This is a genomic window from Streptomyces sp. NPDC043685, from assembly GCF_056436585.1.
Genome location: NZ_JBWKCH010000014.1, coordinates 63,810 through 80,910 on the forward strand (window position 1 = coordinate 63,810; position 17,101 = coordinate 80,910).

Annotated in this window: 20 protein-coding genes; 10 read left to right on the forward strand and 10 right to left on the reverse strand. The window is 72.5% G+C overall.

Annotated elements, in window-relative coordinates; translation table 11 throughout:
* Positions 1-3: 3 nt before the first annotated feature.
* Both AC0665_RS35395 and AC0665_RS35400 read left to right on the forward strand, forming a co-directional pair.
* Positions 4-912 (forward strand): oxidoreductase, encoded by a 909-nt coding sequence (locus tag AC0665_RS35395; protein WP_478610651.1) that lies wholly within the window; start codon positions 4-6, stop codon positions 910-912.
* Between the two features lie 162 nt (positions 913-1,074).
* Positions 1,075-1,473, forward strand: a complete 399-nt coding sequence (locus AC0665_RS35400) for an HflX-like GTP-binding protein (RefSeq protein WP_468639115.1) — start codon at positions 1,075-1,077, stop codon at positions 1,471-1,473.
* Here the strand turns inward: AC0665_RS35400 and AC0665_RS35405 are convergent.
* Positions 1,460-1,792, reverse strand: a complete 333-nt coding sequence (locus AC0665_RS35405; RefSeq protein ID WP_478706595.1) for a hypothetical protein — start codon at positions 1,790-1,792, stop codon at positions 1,460-1,462. The two genes, AC0665_RS35400 and AC0665_RS35405, sit on opposite strands and share 14 nt — an antisense overlap.
* A 59-nt stretch (positions 1,793-1,851) precedes the next feature.
* Positions 1,852-2,235 (reverse strand): tautomerase family protein, encoded by a 384-nt coding sequence (locus tag AC0665_RS35410; protein ID WP_478706596.1) that lies wholly within the window; start codon positions 2,233-2,235, stop codon positions 1,852-1,854.
* A 136-nt stretch (positions 2,236-2,371) separates the two neighbouring features.
* Here AC0665_RS35410 and AC0665_RS35415 point away from each other — a divergent pair, with 136 nt between their 5' ends.
* Positions 2,372-2,764 (forward strand): VOC family protein, encoded by a 393-nt coding sequence (locus AC0665_RS35415; RefSeq protein WP_478706597.1) that lies wholly within the window; start codon positions 2,372-2,374, stop codon positions 2,762-2,764.
* Positions 2,765-2,809: 45 nt separating this feature from the next.
* Complete coding sequence (locus AC0665_RS35420; protein ID WP_468406167.1) at positions 2,810-3,889, forward strand: adenosine deaminase; 1,080 nt, start codon at positions 2,810-2,812, stop codon at positions 3,887-3,889.
* Here AC0665_RS35420 and AC0665_RS35425 read toward each other — a convergent pair.
* Both AC0665_RS35425 and AC0665_RS35430 read right to left on the reverse strand, forming a co-directional pair.
* Positions 3,871-4,386, reverse strand: coding sequence for a mycothiol transferase (locus AC0665_RS35425; protein WP_468406169.1), 516 nt, complete (start codon positions 4,384-4,386; stop codon positions 3,871-3,873). The two genes, AC0665_RS35420 and AC0665_RS35425, sit on opposite strands and share 19 nt — an antisense overlap.
* 326 nt (positions 4,387-4,712) lie before the next feature.
* The gene (locus tag AC0665_RS35430) at positions 4,713-5,630 is read right to left on the reverse strand and encodes a LysR family transcriptional regulator (protein ID WP_468406171.1); all 918 of its coding nucleotides are present in this window, start codon (positions 5,628-5,630) and stop codon (positions 4,713-4,715) included.
* 117 nt (positions 5,631-5,747) lie between these two features.
* Between AC0665_RS35430 and mgrA the strand changes: the two genes are divergently transcribed.
* A complete protein-coding gene (gene mgrA / locus AC0665_RS35435) occupies positions 5,748-6,740 on the forward strand; it encodes an L-glyceraldehyde 3-phosphate reductase (protein ID WP_468406173.1) in 993 nt (330 codons plus the stop codon).
* Between the two features lie 405 nt (positions 6,741-7,145).
* Here the strand turns inward: mgrA and AC0665_RS35440 are convergent, their stop codons facing one another.
* Both AC0665_RS35440 and AC0665_RS35445 read right to left on the reverse strand, forming a co-directional pair.
* A complete protein-coding gene (locus AC0665_RS35440) occupies positions 7,146-7,433 on the reverse strand; it encodes a DUF1905 domain-containing protein (protein ID WP_478706598.1) in 288 nt (95 codons plus the stop codon).
* A gap of 75 nt (positions 7,434-7,508) precedes the next feature.
* Positions 7,509-7,892, reverse strand: a complete 384-nt coding sequence (locus AC0665_RS35445; RefSeq protein WP_468406175.1) for a nuclear transport factor 2 family protein — start codon at positions 7,890-7,892, stop codon at positions 7,509-7,511.
* A 333-nt stretch (positions 7,893-8,225) separates the two neighbouring features.
* Here AC0665_RS35445 and AC0665_RS35450 point away from each other — a divergent pair, with 333 nt between their 5' ends.
* From AC0665_RS35450 to AC0665_RS35465, 4 genes are all read left to right on the forward strand, one after another.
* On the forward strand, positions 8,226-8,636 hold the full coding sequence (locus AC0665_RS35450; protein ID WP_478706599.1) for a hypothetical protein: 411 nt from the start codon (positions 8,226-8,228) through the stop codon (positions 8,634-8,636).
* Between the two features lie 66 nt (positions 8,637-8,702).
* Entirely contained in the window at positions 8,703-11,042 is a 2,340-nt protein-coding gene (locus tag AC0665_RS35455; RefSeq protein ID WP_478706600.1) for an FHA domain-containing protein, read from the forward strand.
* A 9-nt stretch (positions 11,043-11,051) separates the two neighbouring features.
* On the forward strand, positions 11,052-12,182 hold the full coding sequence (locus AC0665_RS35460) for a hypothetical protein (protein ID WP_468406179.1): 1,131 nt from the start codon (positions 11,052-11,054) through the stop codon (positions 12,180-12,182).
* Positions 12,179-13,174, forward strand: coding sequence for a serine/threonine-protein kinase (locus tag AC0665_RS35465; RefSeq protein ID WP_468406181.1), 996 nt, complete (start codon positions 12,179-12,181; stop codon positions 13,172-13,174). The genes AC0665_RS35460 and AC0665_RS35465 overlap by 4 nt, the downstream gene beginning before the upstream one ends.
* 63 nt (positions 13,175-13,237) lie before the next feature.
* Here AC0665_RS35465 and AC0665_RS35470 read toward each other — a convergent pair whose 3' ends face one another.
* Positions 13,238-14,536: a streptophobe family protein gene (locus tag AC0665_RS35470; protein ID WP_478706601.1), complete on the reverse strand. Its 1,299-nt coding sequence runs from the start codon at positions 14,534-14,536 to the stop codon at positions 13,238-13,240.
* A gap of 180 nt (positions 14,537-14,716) precedes the next feature.
* Between AC0665_RS35470 and AC0665_RS35475 the strand changes: the two genes are divergently transcribed.
* Positions 14,717-15,913 (forward strand): DUF6777 domain-containing protein, encoded by a 1,197-nt coding sequence (locus tag AC0665_RS35475; RefSeq protein ID WP_478706602.1) that lies wholly within the window; start codon positions 14,717-14,719, stop codon positions 15,911-15,913.
* Between the two features lie 25 nt (positions 15,914-15,938).
* On the opposite strand, the gene AC0665_RS35480 is transcribed toward AC0665_RS35475, so the two are convergent.
* From AC0665_RS35480 to AC0665_RS35490, 3 genes are read right to left on the reverse strand one after another with little or no spacing between them, the layout of a single operon-like run.
* Entirely contained in the window at positions 15,939-16,355 is a 417-nt protein-coding gene (locus AC0665_RS35480) for a PRC-barrel domain-containing protein (protein WP_468406187.1), read from the reverse strand.
* Complete coding sequence (locus tag AC0665_RS35485) at positions 16,352-16,936, reverse strand: PRC-barrel domain-containing protein (protein ID WP_468406189.1); 585 nt, start codon at positions 16,934-16,936, stop codon at positions 16,352-16,354. Before AC0665_RS35485 ends, AC0665_RS35480 begins: the two co-directional genes overlap by 4 nt.
* A complete protein-coding gene (locus tag AC0665_RS35490; RefSeq protein ID WP_366053603.1) occupies positions 16,933-17,073 on the reverse strand; it encodes a hypothetical protein in 141 nt (46 codons plus the stop codon). The genes AC0665_RS35485 and AC0665_RS35490 overlap by 4 nt, the downstream gene beginning before the upstream one ends.
* Positions 17,074-17,101: the final 28 nt, after the last annotated feature.

Consider the following 17,101-nt stretch of genomic DNA (forward strand, 5'->3'; position numbering starts at 1 on the left):
TCGATGAGCGCACAGACGATCACCGCGGCCGCCGCGGGCACCTGGAAACTCGGCGATCTGCCCGTCCACCGCCTCGGCTTCGGAGCGATGCGGCTGACGGGCAGCGCCGCCTTCCACCACGGCACCCCGAGCGACCGCGAGCGGTCGATCGCCGTCCTGCGCAGGGCGATCGACCTCGGCGTGAACCACATCGACACGGCCGCCTTCTACTTCTCCTCCCTGCGCTCCGCCAACGAGCTCATCAACAGCGCGCTCGCGCCCTACCCCGACGACCTGGTCATCGTCACCAAGGTGGGCCCGTACCGGGCCTACGACGGGCAGTGGGGCACCTCGGCCCGCCCCGAGGATTTGCGCGGCCACGTGGAGGAGAATCTGCGCCAGCTCGGCCGCGACCACCTGGACGTGGTCAACCTGCGCCGGATGCCCAAGTACGCATCCATCAGCGAGCACTTCGGCGCCCTGGCCGAACTGCGCGAGGCGGGCCTGATCCGCCACCTCGGCATCTCCAACGTCACCACCCGGCATCTGGCCGAGGCCCAGGCCATCGCCCCCGTCGTCTGCGTCCAGAACCGGTACGCCCTCGACCGCCCCGATCCCGACAGCGACGAACTGCTCCGCGTCTGCGGCGAACAGGGCATCGCCTTCGTGCCGTTCTTCGCCGTCGCGGGCGAGGCCGCCGAGCAGGGCGCCACCGTTGCCCACGACGAGGTTGTCCGCGCGGTGGCCCGGGCCCACGGCGCGAGCCCCGCCCAGATCCGCCTCGCCTGGACCCTGCACCAGGGCCCCCACGTCCTCGCCATACCCGGCACCGGCAACCCCGACCATCTCGCGGAGAACGTGGCGGCGGGCGCGATCCGTCTCACCGATGAGGAGCTGGAGCGCCTCGACGTGCAGCATCACAGGGCCGGTTGAGCGGTCCCTGTACGGCCGGCTCGGGGGAAGAAAACCGGTATCGCTGCAAGAGGCCGGGGCTTTAGCCTGCGGCCCATGCATCAGCCGCGAAGGCGCGACCGGCGCCCGGCTCCCCGTGTGTCGTCAGAGCCGGCCCGGCGCCAGGCGTTCCGAATCCCCGCCGTGGGCGCCGATGTGGTCCTGGTCGGCTACTTCTCCGCGAAACAGAAGGACTTCGAAGCACTCATGGCGTCGGCAGCCACAGAACTCGCAGCGCACGGCGCTCGGGTCGTCGCGCAGATCGTGCAACGCCGAGGTGTCTCGGACGGCGGGGCCCGGAAGATGGGTCTTCCCTACTCCTCGCGAACTCTGCTGACCTACGGGAAAGTCCGTGAAGTGGCTCTGGCGTCCGACCGAGCCGACGCTGACGCGGTGATCTTCACCGCCTCCCTGACGGGGCGCCAGCGGCGCACGCTGACGGACATGCTCGGCCGCCCCGCCGAGAGTCTCTCCGACATCCTCACTGCCGACCGACAGCCCACCGGCAGCGGGCTTCGCACAACAGAACCTAGTCACCCATGAACCACAAGTAGCTGCCCGGTGTCGCCGCACACCCTTCGAGCAGCTCGTCGAGGTCCAGCAGAGCCGCCTTCTGCTCGTCGTCGGTACACCTCTGGGCCAGAGCGGCGACTTCATGGCGAGCGACCTGGGCTTCCTGCGCGTTGAACAGGGTGTCTCCGTAGGGATCCACCCAGCCGAGCTTGCCCGAGCCGTGTCGGTCGAGGCTGCCCAGTACTCTCGCCAACGCTTCGCCGTGCTCGTACGAACCCCGCAGCAAGGTGTCCCGAGACGATCCCTTGCGCGCGGGGCGCCCAGAGTGCAGTTCCAGCTCGATCCCCATGGCCCTCCTTCAGCCTCGACACCGAAGCTTCGCAGAGAACATGTGCCGGACACGGCCTGTCACCGGAGGTACTGCGCCACGCCCTCTCCGAGCGACCAGTCCGCCGACTCGTTCTCCGTCAGGGCGACGAACACGTTCCGCGGCTCGGTGCCCGCGTACGCGTGGGCCAGCTCGGCGATCCTGCGGTAGAGGGCCTGCTTCCGCGCGGGCGTGCGGCCGGAGCGCAGGGTGATCGCGATGTAGGCGATGCCGTCGTCGCGGCGGATGCCGAGGTAGTCGCCGTGACGCAGGATGCCGCTCGTGCCGTCGTGGTCCGTCAGCACCTGGAACCGGTCGTCGGGCGGGATGCCGAGCGTCTCCGTCAGGGCGTCGTGGACGGCTCGGCCGAGTGCGGCCAGGCGCTCGGGACCGGCCCGGAGCGTGTCGATACGGACGAGGGGCATGGGACCTCCCGGTGTTGGCGACGCGGTTTACATACTAGTAGGTACAGTACCGGGGCCAGTAGCCGGGCTGACAGTTGGCATCGGCTGGGTTTTACGTATAACCTCTCCGGTCAACCGCCCGCTCCGAGAGGCCCCGATGAGACACATCGCCCTGGTCACCCTCGTCGTCGACGACTACGACGAGGCGATCCGCTTCTACACCGACGCCCTCGGATTCCGCCTCGTCGAGGACGCGCCCCGGCCCGACGGCTCCCGCTGGGTCGTCGTCGAACCCGGCGCCCCGGGAGCCGGTACCGGCCTGCTGCTGGCGCGTGCCAAGGGGGAGACCCAGGCCGCGCGGGTCGGCGACCAGACCGGCGGCCGGGTCGGGTTCTTCCTGCACACCGACGACTTCGCCCGCGATCACGCCCGGATGACCGCCGCGGGCGTGACGTTCCTGGAGGAACCGCGGCACGAGCCGTACGGCACCGTCGCCGTCTTCCAGGACCTGTACGGCAACCGCTGGGACCTGCTCCAGCCCGCCGGCTGACCACTGCCCGCCGCTTCGAACCGCCCGCCCGAGGAAAGACCCGCCATGACTGCTACGCGCGTAGACGACGCCTTGATCCGCCGCCTCCCGAAGGCCGTGCTGCACGACCACCTCGACGGCGGTCTGCGCCCCGCCACCGTGGTGGAGCTGGCCGAGGCAGTCGGCCACACCCTGCCCACCACCGACCCGGACGAGCTCGCCGCCTGGTACTACGAGGCCGCCAACTCCGGCGACCTGGTGCGCTACATAGCCACCTTCGAGCACACCCTCGCCGTGATGCAGACCCGAGAGGGCCTGCTGCGCACGGCCGAGGAGTACGTGCTCGACCTGGCCGCCGACGGTGTCGTGTACGGCGAGGTGCGCTACGCCCCCGAACTGAACACCAACGGCGGGCTGACCATGGCCGAGGTCGTGGAGACGGTCCAGGAGGGTCTGGCGGCGGGCATGGCGAAGGCGGCCGCCGCTGGCACGCCGGTGCGGGTCGGCACCCTGCTGTGCGGGATGCGGATGTTCGACCGGGTGCGCGAGGCCGCCGACCTGGCCGTGGCGTTCCGCGACGCGGGTGTGGTCGGCTTCGACATCGCCGGTGCCGAGGACGGCTTCCCGCCCGCCGACCACCTCGCCGCCTTCGAGCATCTGCGCCGCGAGAACGTGCCCTTCACCATCCACGCAGGTGAGGCGCACGGTCTGCCCAGCATCCACCAGGCCCTCCAGGTGTGCGGCGCCCAGCGCATCGGGCACGGCGTGCGGATCACCGACGACATCCCCGACCTCGCGGCCGGCAAGCTCGGCCGGCTCGCGGGCTGGGTGCGCGACCGGCGTATCGCGCTGGAGATGTGCCCGACGTCCAACCTCCAGACGGGCGCCGCCACCTCGATCGCCGAGCACCCGATCACCGCGCTGAAGGACCTCGGCTTCCGCGTCACCCTGAACACCGACAACCGGCTGGTCTCGGGCACCACGATGACCCGCGAGATGTCCCTGCTGGTCGAACAGGCGGGCTGGACCGTCGAGGATCTGCGCACGGTCACCGTCAACGCCCTCAAGAGCGCCTTCATCCCGTTCGACGAGCGGAACGCCCTCATCCGCGACGTGGTGCTGCCCGGCTACGACGCCGCGCTCTGAAGCAACCCTCGCAGGTAGGCGGCCTGTCCGACGTGCTGGAGATCGTCGGACAGGACGCTGACCAGCCGGACGCCCAGCGTGACCGGCGGGTCCCAGCGCTCGTCGACGACCCGCTCCAGGTCCTTGGCGGACAGGCCCCGCAGGGCGTCCAGGCTCTGCTCGTGCACGGCGTCGTAGTAGCCGGTCAGCAGCTCGCCCGAGTCGACCCGGACCTTGGCGACCTTCGCGGGGCTGTGGCCGTAGCCGGTGTCACGGCGGGACAGGTCGAGACCGAAGCGTTTCTCCCAGTCCTGGGAGAGCCACACCTGCTCCAGGCCGAAGGCGTCGGCGATGTGGTCGTCCTGGACGCGGGTGAGGTGCCAGACCAGCCAGGCGATCGAGTTGGTGTCGGGGGAGGGGCGGGCACTCAGCTCGTCGGGCCCGAGCCCCTCCACGGTGGCGTGGACTTCTTCGCGGATGCGGTTGTAACCGTCGATGAGGATGTCCTTCGCATGCATAGGTCCACCATCGCGCATCCATGAGGATCACGCGTCGGGGAATCGGCTGCCGTGGCAGCCCGGCGGCACCCGGCCCGGTCGACGGATCCGCGCCACCGGCTCACCGGTGGAGCCCCGGGCCGCGAGGTTCACCAGGTCGTGACGCCCCGCAGTCGGGGTCGGGTGTGCACGCGACGCACATCCCGTCGTCCTCGGCCGCCTCTCCGTCAGAGGGGTGGTACGGCCCGGACACGGCCTGGCTCGCCGCCACGCCCGCAGACCGAAGGTTCCCGACCGCCGTTGCCTTCGTCGGCGGTCGGAAGTCCGCTGCGCCGCGGCGCACCGGGTCAGGAGGGGTGGGCGCCGTCCTGGGGAGGTGTCGGGCCCCCTGATTCCAGCAGGGCCATCAGCGCCCGTGCGGCCGGACTGGTCGCCTGCTCGGGCGGCAGCAGGGCGACCGTCTCGTAGACGGCGTCCCCGGTGCCCTTGACCGGCACCGCGGTCAGCGAGGCGCGCTTGTGCCGGAAGTGGCGCGGCACCACGGCGATGCCGAGGTCCTCGTCCACCAGGTCGAGGAGGGTGTGCACGTCGTTGACCTCCAGGGCGACATTCCGGCGGACGCCCGCCGCGGCGAAGGCCGCGTCGGTGGTGCGCCGGGGGCCCCAGTCCGGATGGAAGTCGACGAAGACCTCGCCGCCGAGATCCTCCGGCGTCACCGCCACCCCGGCCGCCGCGAGCCGGTGGCTCGGATGGCACAGCACGGTCATCGGCTCGCTCGTCAGCGGCACGGCCCGCAGCTGGTCGGTGTCCTCCCGGGCGGTGCGCACGGCGAACGCCAGGTCCAGGCGACCGGCCGCCACCTCCTCCGCGAGGGCCCACGAACCGGCCTGCCGCAGACAGATCTCCACATCCGGGTGCTGCCGACGGAACGCCGCCAGCAGCCCCGCCACGTGCACCCCGGCGATGCACTGCTCGGACCCGAGCGCGAGCATCCCGCGCAGCACGCCCTGCACCGCGGCCACCGCCTCGTGGGCCGAGCGGACCTGTGCGAGGATCCGCTCCGCTTCACCGAGCAGCGCCCGCCCGGCCGGGGTCAGCGTCACCCGGCGGGTCGTGCGCACGAACAGCGGCGTCTGAAGCTCCCGCTCCAGCGCCCGGATGGAGGCCGACAGGCCCGACTGGGACACCAGGAGGCGCTCCGCCGCGCGGGTGAAGTGCTGGTCCTCGGCGACCGCGACGAAGTGCTGCAAGTGGCGCAGTTCCATGACTGAGAAGCGTAGCCGCTGAATTCCATCGGATTCTTCTGTTGGACGCATGGGCGCAGGTCACGCCAGAGTGGAGACCGGTTTCATCCCGACCGTGCCAACCCCTCTGGAGTCGCGTTGTACACCGCACACCCCGACCGCTACGCGGACATGCCCTACCGGCGCACCGGACGCAGCGGCCTGAAGCTCCCCGCGCTCTCGCTCGGCCTGTGGCACAACTTCGGCCCGGACCGGTCCGTCGAGACGCAGCGCGCCATCCTGCGCCGCGCCTTCGACCTCGGTGTCACCCACTTCGACCTCGCCAACAACTACGGCCCGCCGCCCGGCGCCGCCGAGTCCGCGCTGGGAGAGTTCCTGAAGACGGACTTCGCGCCGTACCGGGACGAGCTGGTGATCTCCACCAAGGCCGGCTACCTGATGTGGCCCGGCCCGTACGGCGAGTGGGGCTCGCGCAAGTACGTGCTGTCCTCGCTGGACCAGAGCCTGAAGCGGATGGGCCTGGACTACGTCGACATCTTCTACTCGCACCGCCCCGACCCGGACACCCCGCTGGAGGAGACGATGGGGGCCCTGCACTCGGCGGTGCAGCAGGGCAAGGCGCTGTACGTCGGCGTCTCGAACTACTCCGCCGAGCAGACGCGCGAGGCCGCCCGCATCCTGGGCGAGCTGGGCACCCCGCTCCTCATCCACCAGCCGCGTTACTCGATGCTGGACCGCCGCCCCGAGGACGAGGGCCTGCTCGACGCCCTCGACGAGCTCCAGGTCGGCTCCATCGTCTTCTCCCCGCTGGAGCAGGGCGTGCTCTCCGCCCGCTACCTCGACGGCATCCCCGAGGACTCCCGGGCCGCGAGCGACAGCCCCTTCCTCAACTCCGACGCGCTCACCGAGGACCTGGTGGGCCGGCTGCGCGACCTGAACGACATCGCCAAGTCCCGCGGCCAGACCCTGGCCCAGATGGCTCTGGCCTGGGTGCTGCGCGGCGGGCGGGTCACCTCCGCGCTGGTCGGCGCGAGCAGCGCGCAGCAGATCGAGGACAGTGTCGGCGCCATCCGCAACCTGGACTTCGACGCGGACGAGCTGGCCCGGATCGACGCCATCGTCAAGCAGTAACGGGGGGCGCCCGCGCGGGTGTCGCTCTGGCCGGGTGGCCCTTCGGGGCGGGGCGCCCTTCCGGCTGGGCACGCTTCCGCCCCCCGGGTGTCCCGCGTGGGTGTGTCCGTCCGGGGTGCGCCTGCCCGGGTCCGCGAGCCGGCCCTGCGGGCCCGCCCGGGTCCGGGCTGTTCCGGCCCAGGTTGCCCGCCCGAGTCCGCCGGGGTGCTCGGTCCCCGGTGGCCAGCCCCGGTACGGGGGCGTTCCTGCCCCGATTGCCCGCCCGGGCCCACGGGGGTGCTCCCACCCCGGTGACTCGCCTGAGTCTGCCGGGGGTGTGCGCTCCCGCCCGGATCCACCTGCCCGGGTGCTCCCGCCCGGCCCCGCCCCGCCCGGGTCCCTCCGCCCGGGGCGGGGCCGTCCCGGCTAGGCGCCGATCCGCTCCTCGAGGCGCACGGTCACCGTGTCGCCCTCCCCTTTGCCGATGGCCTCGCGGACGGCGGCCTTCACGGGCAGCTTGTGGGTGCCGTCGCCGAGTGCCATGAACGAGCTGCGGAACGGATGCCCGTCGATCGTCCCGCGGACCTTGACCAGGCCTCGGGTGCCGAAGAACTCGGCGGACCGGGGCCAGACCAGATAGGTCCAGCCGCCCTCGGCGGGGCTCTTGCGCAGGACGGCGGTGAACTCCGCGTCCAGTTCTCCCGCGTGTGCCATGACGTCCTCCGGTGCTCGGCGGCCTCTCCTCACACAGACCGCCGGACACCGGGAAACTCATCGCTGCCGCCGGCCTCACGCCCCGGCGGGCACCCGGTCCAGGAACCCGAGCACGACCCTGATCCGGTCCTGCCCGTCCAGCGTGATCACGTCCGACCCGGCGACCGGAGCCGAGCCGTCGGCCGTGTTCACCAGCTCCCAGGAGAAGCGGGCGGTGTCGTGATGGCCGTCGACGCCCCCGGTGAGCCGGAACTCGAAGCCGGGGAACTGCTCCCGGGCCGCCGCGATCACCGCGGCGATGCCCTCGTGTCCGCGGACGTCGGCCAGGGGATCGGTGTAGGCGCCGTCCTCGGTCCAGGCGGCGGCGACCGCCTTGGCCCGCGCCGCGGGGTCCTCGGCGTTCCAGGCCTCGAAGTAGCGGGCGACGGCGTCCTCGTAGCGGTGGGTGTTTTCGGACATGGCGATCAGCCTCCAGGAAGGTCGTACCTGCTGGTCAGAGCCCGGATCTCGGTCCCGCCGAACCCGGTACGCCCACCTTGCCCGCACCCGCCGGGAGCGTCGATTACCTGCGAAGTCATGGACTGCTGTCACCGCCCGCCATGTTTCGGCCACCCAGGGTGGTGAATATGCCAGGAGAGTGGCCGGAAAGTCGTGGTGACAGTGATTCAGCAGTGAACATACTGACCTGCGAGAGCGTTTTCACATCCAGCGACGGCGCCCTCACGCACAGCACGCGAGCCGCACGAGAAGCCAGCCGGGCCGGCAGACGGGCAGGGCAACGGGGGAGGTCACGTGCACGACGAGTTTCTGTGCCACGTCACGGCGTACGGAGTCTGCGACGGCCGCCGGATCGGAGTGCCCCTCGGTACCTATCGGGCGCCCACCCTCGCCCTCGCGCTGTGGTGGCTGCGCGACCGCGCCTCCTGGATCGCCCAGCGCCTCGACCCCCGCCCCGACGCCGAGCACTTACCGCCGGGCGCGCTCGTGCCGGTCGCCCCCACTGTGCCCGACGTGCCCATGCTGCTGCGCGCCTGGTGCGCCGATCCCGCCCAGCAGGCGTACATCGCCGAGGAGTTGGCGGCCGGACGGCTGGTGCGCATCGCCACCAGCGACGACACGACCGAGTACGAACTGCTCGCCGAGTCCGTGGACGCCCTGCGGATGCAGCGCGCCGCCCCCTTCGTCGGCATCACCGTCGGCTGACCCGCTGGCCCACCGGCCGCCTCGCTCGGCCAGGCACACAACCGGGCACATCGGTAGAATCTGACCATGGCGCAACCCTCGGTAGCACCAGAACTCGTCCTGGAGACGGAGACGGGTTCGACCGTGATGATCCCGGGCCGCGACTACCACGTGGGACGCGACCCGTTGTGCGACATCGTCATCGACGACGACCGGGTCTCCTGGCACCACGCGGTGCTCAGGCCCGAGGACGGTCACTGGACCATCGAGGACGAGAACAGCACCAACGGCACCTACGCCGACGGCCGCCGCATCCACGAGTGGGACGTCGGGCCCGGAAGTGTCATCCGCTTCGGCAATCCGGCCGACGGGCCATGCATGACCCTCACCGGCCGCCGCCGGTCCGCCGCGGCCGCCCCCGAACGCCCCTCCGCCGTCTCCATGCCGGCCCACACCGGCACCTACCGGCAGCCCACGACCGTACGGCCGTTGCCCTCCCGCACGGTGCGCATCGGCCGCGCCACCGACAACGACCTGGTCATCGACGACCTCGTGGTCTCGCGCCGGCACGCCGAACTGCGCGCCCTGGCAGACGGGAGCTACGAGATCGTCGACCTGGGCAGCCACAACGGCACCTACCTCAACGGCAGCCCCGTCACCAGCGCCCCGGTCGGACCGGGCGACATCGTCGGCATCGGCCACTCCGCGTTCTGCCTCGTGGGCGACCAGCTCCAGGAGTACGTCGACACCGGCGAGGTCTCCCTCGACGTGCAGGACCTCGCCGTCAGCGTCGACCGCGGCCGCAGGACGCTCCTCGACCACGTGTCGTTCCCGGTGGGGGAGAAGTGCCTGCTCGCCGTCGTCGGCCCGAGCGGCGCCGGCAAGTCCACCCTCCTCAACGCCCTCACCGGCCAGAGGCCCGCGAACCACGGCACCGTCCTGTACGACGGCCGCGACCTCTACCGCGACTACGCCGAGCTGCGCCAGCGCATCGGCCTCGTCCCGCAGGACGACATCCTGCACCCGCAGCTGACCGTCCGCAAAGCCCTCTCCTACGCCGCCGAACTGCGCTTTCCGCAGGACACCGCCAAGGCCGAGCGGCGCGCCCGGGTCGACGAGGTGATCCGCGAACTGGGCCTGGAACAACGCGCCGACCAGCCCGTGCACAGCCTCTCCGGTGGCCAGCGCAAACGCGTCAGCGTGGCCCTGGAGCTGCTCACCAAGCCGTCGCTGCTGTTCCTCGACGAGCCGACCTCCGGCCTCGACCCCGGCATGGACCGCTCGGTGATGCACATGCTGCGCGGCCTCGCCGACGACGGACGGACCGTCATCGTCGTCACCCACAGCGTGCTCAGCCTCGACGTGTGCGACCGCCTCCTCGTGCTCGCGCCCGGCGGGAAGATCGCCTATTACGGGCCGCCGGAGGAGGCGTTGCCGTTCTTCGGGTTCGAGGAGTGGCCGGAGGCCTTCGAGGCCTTCGAACGGGACACGGACCGGGACTGGGCGGGGCAGTACCTCACCTCGCCCTTCCACGGCCGGTACGTGGCCGACGCCTCCGCGCAGCCGCAGCAGGACCGGTCCGGGCCCGTCGTCATCACCCCGCCGCCCCGGCCGCGCAGCCGGGGAGCCCAACTCGGCACGCTGGTGCGGCGGTACGCGGCCGCGCTCAGCGCCGACCGCACCTTCCTGATCATCATGATCGCCCTGCCGTTCGTCATGGGCGCGATGGCCCGTGCCCTGGCGGGCGGCAAGCTGACGCGCGACACGGCGATGAACGGGCTGCTCATCCTGTGCGTCGGCGCGGTGCTCACCGGGGCGGCCAACGCCGTGCGCGAACTCGTCAAGGAACGGGTGATCTACCAGCGGGAACGGGCGGTCGGCCTGTCCAGATCCGCGTATCTGATGTCCAAGGTCGTCGTCCTGGGCGTCATCACCGTGCTCCAGGCGGTGGTGCTCACCCTGGTCGCCCTGTTCGGTGTGGACCTCAACGCGCCCGGCGGCGACGGTGTGCTGATGCCGCCCCTGGTGGAGATCACGGTCGCCGTCGCCCTGCTCGCCTTCACGGCGATGATGCTCGGCCTGCTCATCTCCGCCGTGGTGCGCAAGGAAGAGGTGACGATGCCGCTGCTGGTGCTCATCGCCATCGTCCAGGTCGTCTTCTGCGGGGCCCTGCTGAAACTGGCCGACACCCCCGGCCTGGAACAGCTGGGCTGGCTGGTGCCTGCGCGCTGGGCGCTCGCCGCTATGGCCGCAACCGTGGGACTGGGCAGGATCGTCCCCGACGACCTGACGAAGGACCCGCTCTTCGAGCACTCGGCGGGCACGTGGCTGCTGGACGTGGGGATGCTGGTCGTGCTGTCGGTGCTCTTCGGGTTCCTCGTCTCCCGGATGCTGCGCCGGCACGAGCCGGCCGTCATGCGGAAGTAGGGAGCGCCGATGACGACCCCCGGCTTCCGGCCCACGCACGTCGTCCCGCAGCACGGGATGCCGGCCTGGGAGGCGCCCGACCCGTCCCGGCCCACGGTGGACCTCGACCCGCTGCTGCCGGTGCAGCTCCTGGAACGGCAGGGCGACTGGGGGCACGTCCTGTGCTTCAACGGCTGGTCGGCATGGGTCGACGGCCGTCGCCTGGTCGCCGTACCGCAGGACCCGCCCGCCGCGGACGGGCCGCTCACCCGCGCCGCCGATCCGCGGCCGCTGCTGGGCCGGGCGCAGGAGGCCCTGGCGCGCTACCGCTCCGCGGTGGAGGACCTCGCGGGCGGTCTCGACCGGGAGTCCTTCCGCGCCCGCACCCACGGCATGCGGATCGGAGTCGTCGTCGACGGCGAGTCCGTGTGGCTCTACGACTCCGCCCACGGGCACTGGGTGTACGCCGACGGCATCCGGATGACCACGTACGCCACCGACGACACACCCGGAGCCGCCCGGCCGGCACCCCGCCCGTCCGTGCATCCGCCCACGCGGGTGGTGCCCTCGGAGGGCCCGGGCCCGACGCCTCGAACGGGGGCGGCCCGCCAGGCCGAGGCTCCGGTGCATCCGCCCACGCGGGTCGTGCCGCCCGAGGGCCCCGGCCCGATGCCGGCCTCGGGGACCGCGGCCCGCCGGGCCGACGGGTCACCGCCCGCGACGAGCGCCCCCGCCGGTCCGACCAGGCCGGCACCGCCCGAGGCGCCCGAGCCGACCGGGATCACACCCCCCGAGACCCTGCCGCCCACCGATGTCCTGGCTCCTGGCGTACCCGAGCCGACCCGGGTGGTGCCTCCGGAGGCACCCGAGCCGACCGGGATCACGCCCCCGGAAGCCATGCCGCCCACCCGTGTCCTGACTCCTGACGCACCCGAGCCGAGCAGGACCGCGCCGCCCGAGGCGCCGCCGACGCGGGTGGTGGCCACCGAGACGCCCGGGGCTCCGCCGCCGACGCGTGTCGTGTCCGCCCAGCAGGACGAAAGGGACGAGAGGGGCGAGAGGGACGACGAGGAGGCGGACCCGGTTTCCGGGGCTCCTCCCACGCGGGTCGTGGGGCATGAGCCCACCCGGGTCGTGCCGCCCGGGGGTGACGGCCGTTGAACCGCGAGACGAGCCTGTTCTCGGGGCGGCCCTCCGAACTGGTCGGGCAGCAGATCGCCGGGTACCGGATCGAGGAGGAGATCGGGCGCGGCGGCATGGCCGTCGTGTACCGGGCCCGCGACCTGCGCCTGGAACGCACCGTCGCGCTGAAGCTGCTCGCCCCGGAACTCGCCCGCAACGACACCTTCCGACGCCGTTTCACCCATGAGTCCCGGGCCGCCGCGGCCATCGATCACCCGCACATCGTGCCGGTGTTCGAGGCCGGTGAGACGGACGGCGTGCTGTACATCGCCATGCGGTACGTCGCCGGCAGCGACCTGCGGCACGTCCTCGACCGCGACGGCCCCATGCCGCTCGTCACCGCCCTGCGCGTCGCCGCCCAGGTCGCCTCCGCGCTCGACGCCGCCCACGACAACGGACTGGTCCACCGCGACGTCAAACCCGGCAACATCCTGGTCTCCCGCGGCACCGACAGCGACCACCCCGAGCACGTCTACCTCACCGACTTCGGCCTGACGAAGAAGTCGCTGTCGCTGACCGGCTTCACCACGGTCGGCCAGTTCGTCGGCACCCTCGACTACGTCGCCCCGGAACAGATCTCCGGCAAGCCGGTGGACGCCCGCTGCGACGTCTACGGCTTCGCCTGCGTCGTGTTCGAGACCCTGGCCGGCCACCCGCCCTTCCTCCGTGACGACGACATGGCCCTGCTCTGGGCGCACCAGTACGACGAACCGCCGCCGCTGACCGAGCAACGGCACGACCTCGACCCGCGGGTCGACCCGGTCTTCGCCCAGGCCCTCGCCAAGAGCCCCGACGACCGGTACCCGTCCTGCCTGGCTTTCGTCGCCGCCCTGCGCGCCGCGACGACCGGCGGTGCCACCGGGGCCACCCGGCCGCCCACGCGTGTGGACCGGCCACTGCCGGGCGCGGGGGAGGAGCGGCCCCAACCGCCGCCGCGCTGGGCCGAACCGGTCTTCGTTCAGCGGACGTAGCGCACGGCGGTGCCCCAGCGGCTGATCATGAGGGTGACGGCTTCGTCCACGACGGTGGCGGCCTCAGCCCTCGTCGGCCGAGCGCACCTCGCCGCGCCGCCGTACGCGCCGCGCCAGCAGTGCCCCGGCGAACCCCGCCGCCAGCCCCCACGGGACGGCCAGGCCCACCGCACCCCACAGCCTCGGTCTCAGGAAGAGCTCGCCCCGAAGGCCGCCCCCCAGATCGCCGATGCCGATCACCGACAGGCCGTGATGCGCGGAGATGCGCCCGACGAGACAGACCGCGAACACGGTGAGCACGAGGGCCACCGCCATGTGCACGGCGTGCTGCCAGGCCCGCACCCGGGCCGGTGACCGGGCCGCCATCACGAACGCGGCGCCCAGCAGCAGCAGGACGTCCACGACCAGCAGCCACCACACCCGGCCGTCGTGCTCGGCGAGCGCGCGCAGATTCAGCTCGGAGACGTCCGGGGTGCGCAGCACCTCGTCGAGCACATGCGGCATCGGCAGCCCGAACGGCCCCTCCACCCTGCCGTTCCAGGTGGCGCCGAGCCCGATCGTCAGCGCCATCCACACCAGGTTGGGCATGCCGAGCAGGATCACCGCGAACGTCTCCCTAGCGTGTCCCTTGACCACCGCGGTCCCCAGGGCGACGACCACGCCGATGGCGACACTGGCCAGCAGCAGCGCGACCATCGCGTACGCGGCCGGCCGCACCGACGTCTGGAAGCGCAGCAGCCCGGCGGGCAGCGGGGCCCCGCGCGACACGAGCAGGGCCAGCACCAGCGCACCGGCCAGCCACACCATCCCGACGAACACGGACAGCGGGACGTCGGTGGTGAACCCGATCTTCGGCGAGGCGCCGAACAGGTCGCCCAGTTCGCCCAGCGTGTCTTCCCCGAGGGACAGGTCGAAGGTGTGCCGGGCGGCGAGTGTCAGGCCGATCAGCGCGAGCAGCCACAGGGCCGCCACCCGGCCGGCCCAGCCGGCCAGCTCCGCCGTGCCGGCGACCGCGCGGTGCCGCAGCGGCCGGAGGAACCCCCAGGCGATCACCAGCGCACCGGCGAGCGTGACGGAGAGCGGGACGACGGTCAGGCCCGCCCGTGTGCCGACGAGGTCGCCGGCGCTTCCCGCGAGCTTCACCGTGCCGCCCACGGCGGTGACCATGGTGGCCGCGACGACGGGGGCGAAGGAACCGTCCGGAAGGTCCGCGGCCCCGGCCGCCCACAGGCCCAGGGCGGCGACCAGCGCCATGGCGAGCAGCGCGCCGAGCACCGTGACGAGGGCGTGTGCCCAGCCGTGGCGGGCCACGGCCCGCTCGCCGGAGATACGTGCCTGGCCGGAGGGGGTGCGCGAACTCACGCAGCCACGCTAAGCAGCCCCTGCGCCGGGCGCCCGCCGAAGGGGTCCGTCCGCGTCGGCTTGCGGGGCGCACGGGACTGGAGCACACAATGAACTCATAGCGTGAAAAAGCGGTGTGCACCTGGATCAATCCTCCCGGGTGCGTGAAGGCCGCAGAGAACCGACGTGGGAGAAGAGCTCGTGAGCGTCGATCCGCCGTCGTCCGGCCGCCCCACAGGACCTCCTTCGGGCCCGCTGTCGGGTCCCAACCAGCCGCCGCCGGGCGGCGGCCCGCCCTCGGAGCCGCCGAGCGGCGGAGGCCAGGGACCGGAGCCCCGCCGACCGTGGTGGGGATCCGTGCCCCGTGTCGCGATCATCGCCACCGCCGTGGTGGCCGCCGTGATCCTGGCCGTGGTGCTGTCCCGGCCCGACAACGGGGGCACCGGCGCGTCCGACCGCGGTACCAGCACGTCAAGCGGCGAGGTCTTCCTCCAGCCCGCGGCGGACACCGGCCCGGACGCGTTCACCGAATCCACGGCGGAGGAGAAGAGTTCCGCCTCACCGGTCTCGCCCTCGGGAGCCGACGAGTCGGCGCCGCAGAACGCCGTCCAGGGGGTGAAGGGCGACGCGCCCGGCCTCTACGGAGGCACCCGCAAGGTCGCCAGCTGTGACGTGGAGAAGCAGATCACGTACTTCGAGGACGCCCCGGACAAGCAGCGCGCGTTCGCCTCGGTCGCCCGGATCCAGCCCTCCGAGGTGCCCTCCTACCTGCGCTCGCTCACCCCGGTGCAGCTGCGCATGGACACCCGCGTCACCAACCACGGCTACAAGAACGGCGCCCCCACCAGCTACCAGGCCGTCCTCCAGGCGGGCACGGCCGTCCTGGTCGACGACCGCGGTGTGCCCCGGGTGCGCTGTGCCTGCGGCAACCCGCTGTCGCCGCCGGTCGCCCAGCAGAGCGCGCCGAGGACGACCGGCGACGCGTGGCCCGGCTACAAGTCGTCGAACGTCGTCATGGTGGCGCCCGCACCGGAGCCGGTCGACGTCTTCGTGATGTGCGAGCCCGACGGCGAGTGGTTCGAGCGCCACCCGGGTGACACGGGCAAGAAGGACCACAAGACGAAGAAGCCGGACAAGCCCTCCCCGTCGGCGAGCGTCACCACCCCCACCGCGCCCTCCGACTCGACGTCGTCGCAACCGCCCTCGAGCGAACCGCCGGGCTCGGACACGGACACCTCGGGGCCCACGACCGGCGAGCCGCCGTCCTCCGACACCGAGCCGCCCCCGCCCGACAGTGACACCGGAAGCGACACGGGGAGCGACACCGGGAGCGGCACCGGGAGCAGCACGGGCGGCGACACCGGCGGAGGCACGACGGAACAGGCCCCGGCCTCCTGACCCGGCGGCCGGTCCGGGCGGTGGCTCACGCGGCGCGGACCACCAGGGCGTAGTCGCCGAGGCCGAGCAGCCGGTCGGCCGGCAGGTCGCCGTGGGAGGTGACGACCGCCTCGACCCGGCCCGTCCCGGGCTCGAACACCACGTCCTGGACCGTGCCGAGCGTGTCTCCCGTCTCGGTGAGGATCCTGAGGCCCGGCAGCTCGTGGTGCGCGGGAACCTCGGCCGGTTCGGCGGCGTTGCGGACCAGTACGGCGTCCGGGCCGATGGCGTGCAGAGCGCCCCAGGCCAGCACGGTGTCCTTCCGGGAGTGCCGGCCCCGGACCCGGAGGTGGGTGACCACACCGGACGCGGCGTCGACCGTCAGCGACCTCACGACGCCGACCTCGTCCGCACCGGTCAGCGTCAGCACCGGCAGGCCCCGTGCCTCGGAGAACAGCATCACGGCGCCGTCCCCTCCCGCCCGGCCCGGAAGGCACCGACCCGGGCGACGAACGCCGACAGGTCGTCGGCGACGTAGCGGGTGGCGTCCGCCGGTATGACCAGGGCACGGCCGGAGACGGCGAGGGTCTCGCCGCGCGGCACGTACACCCGGTGCCGGCGGCGACGTGAGCCCCGCACCAGCGCCTTGCCCGCGGCGATGCGGAAGCCCACCACCCGGCCACTGGTGCCGCCCTCGACGATCACATCGAGCACCGTGCCGACCTCGGCCCCCTCGTCGGTCAGCACCTTCGCGTGCAGCACCCGGCCCTGCTGGGCCTCGCGCCGGGCGACCACGACGGAGGTGTCCCGCAGGGCGAGGGGGTCGCGGATCATGACGGCGTGCGGCCCGAGCGCGTGCACCGCCGACCAGGGCAGGCTCTGCTTCAGCGGGCCCGACAGCAGACCCCGGCCACTGAGCGTGAAGCCGGTCACACGCCCGGCGGCGGCGTCGAAGACGGTGTCCTTGATCTGGGCGACGGCGTCCCCGCCGAGGGTGACCACCGGCAGGGTCGTCAGGCTCCGCGCGGCCAGCAGCTCGTTCATCGCAGCCCCTTCCCGCCGGGCCGGCGCCGGACCGCGATCACGGTCCCCGACCGCCGCCCGGCCTGCACGGCGAGCGTCACCAAGGCCACGGCGACGAGCGCCGCCGGCACCACGACCAGCCACATCCACCAGGCCACCGCGCACCTCCGGCGATCCGGTCCGGCC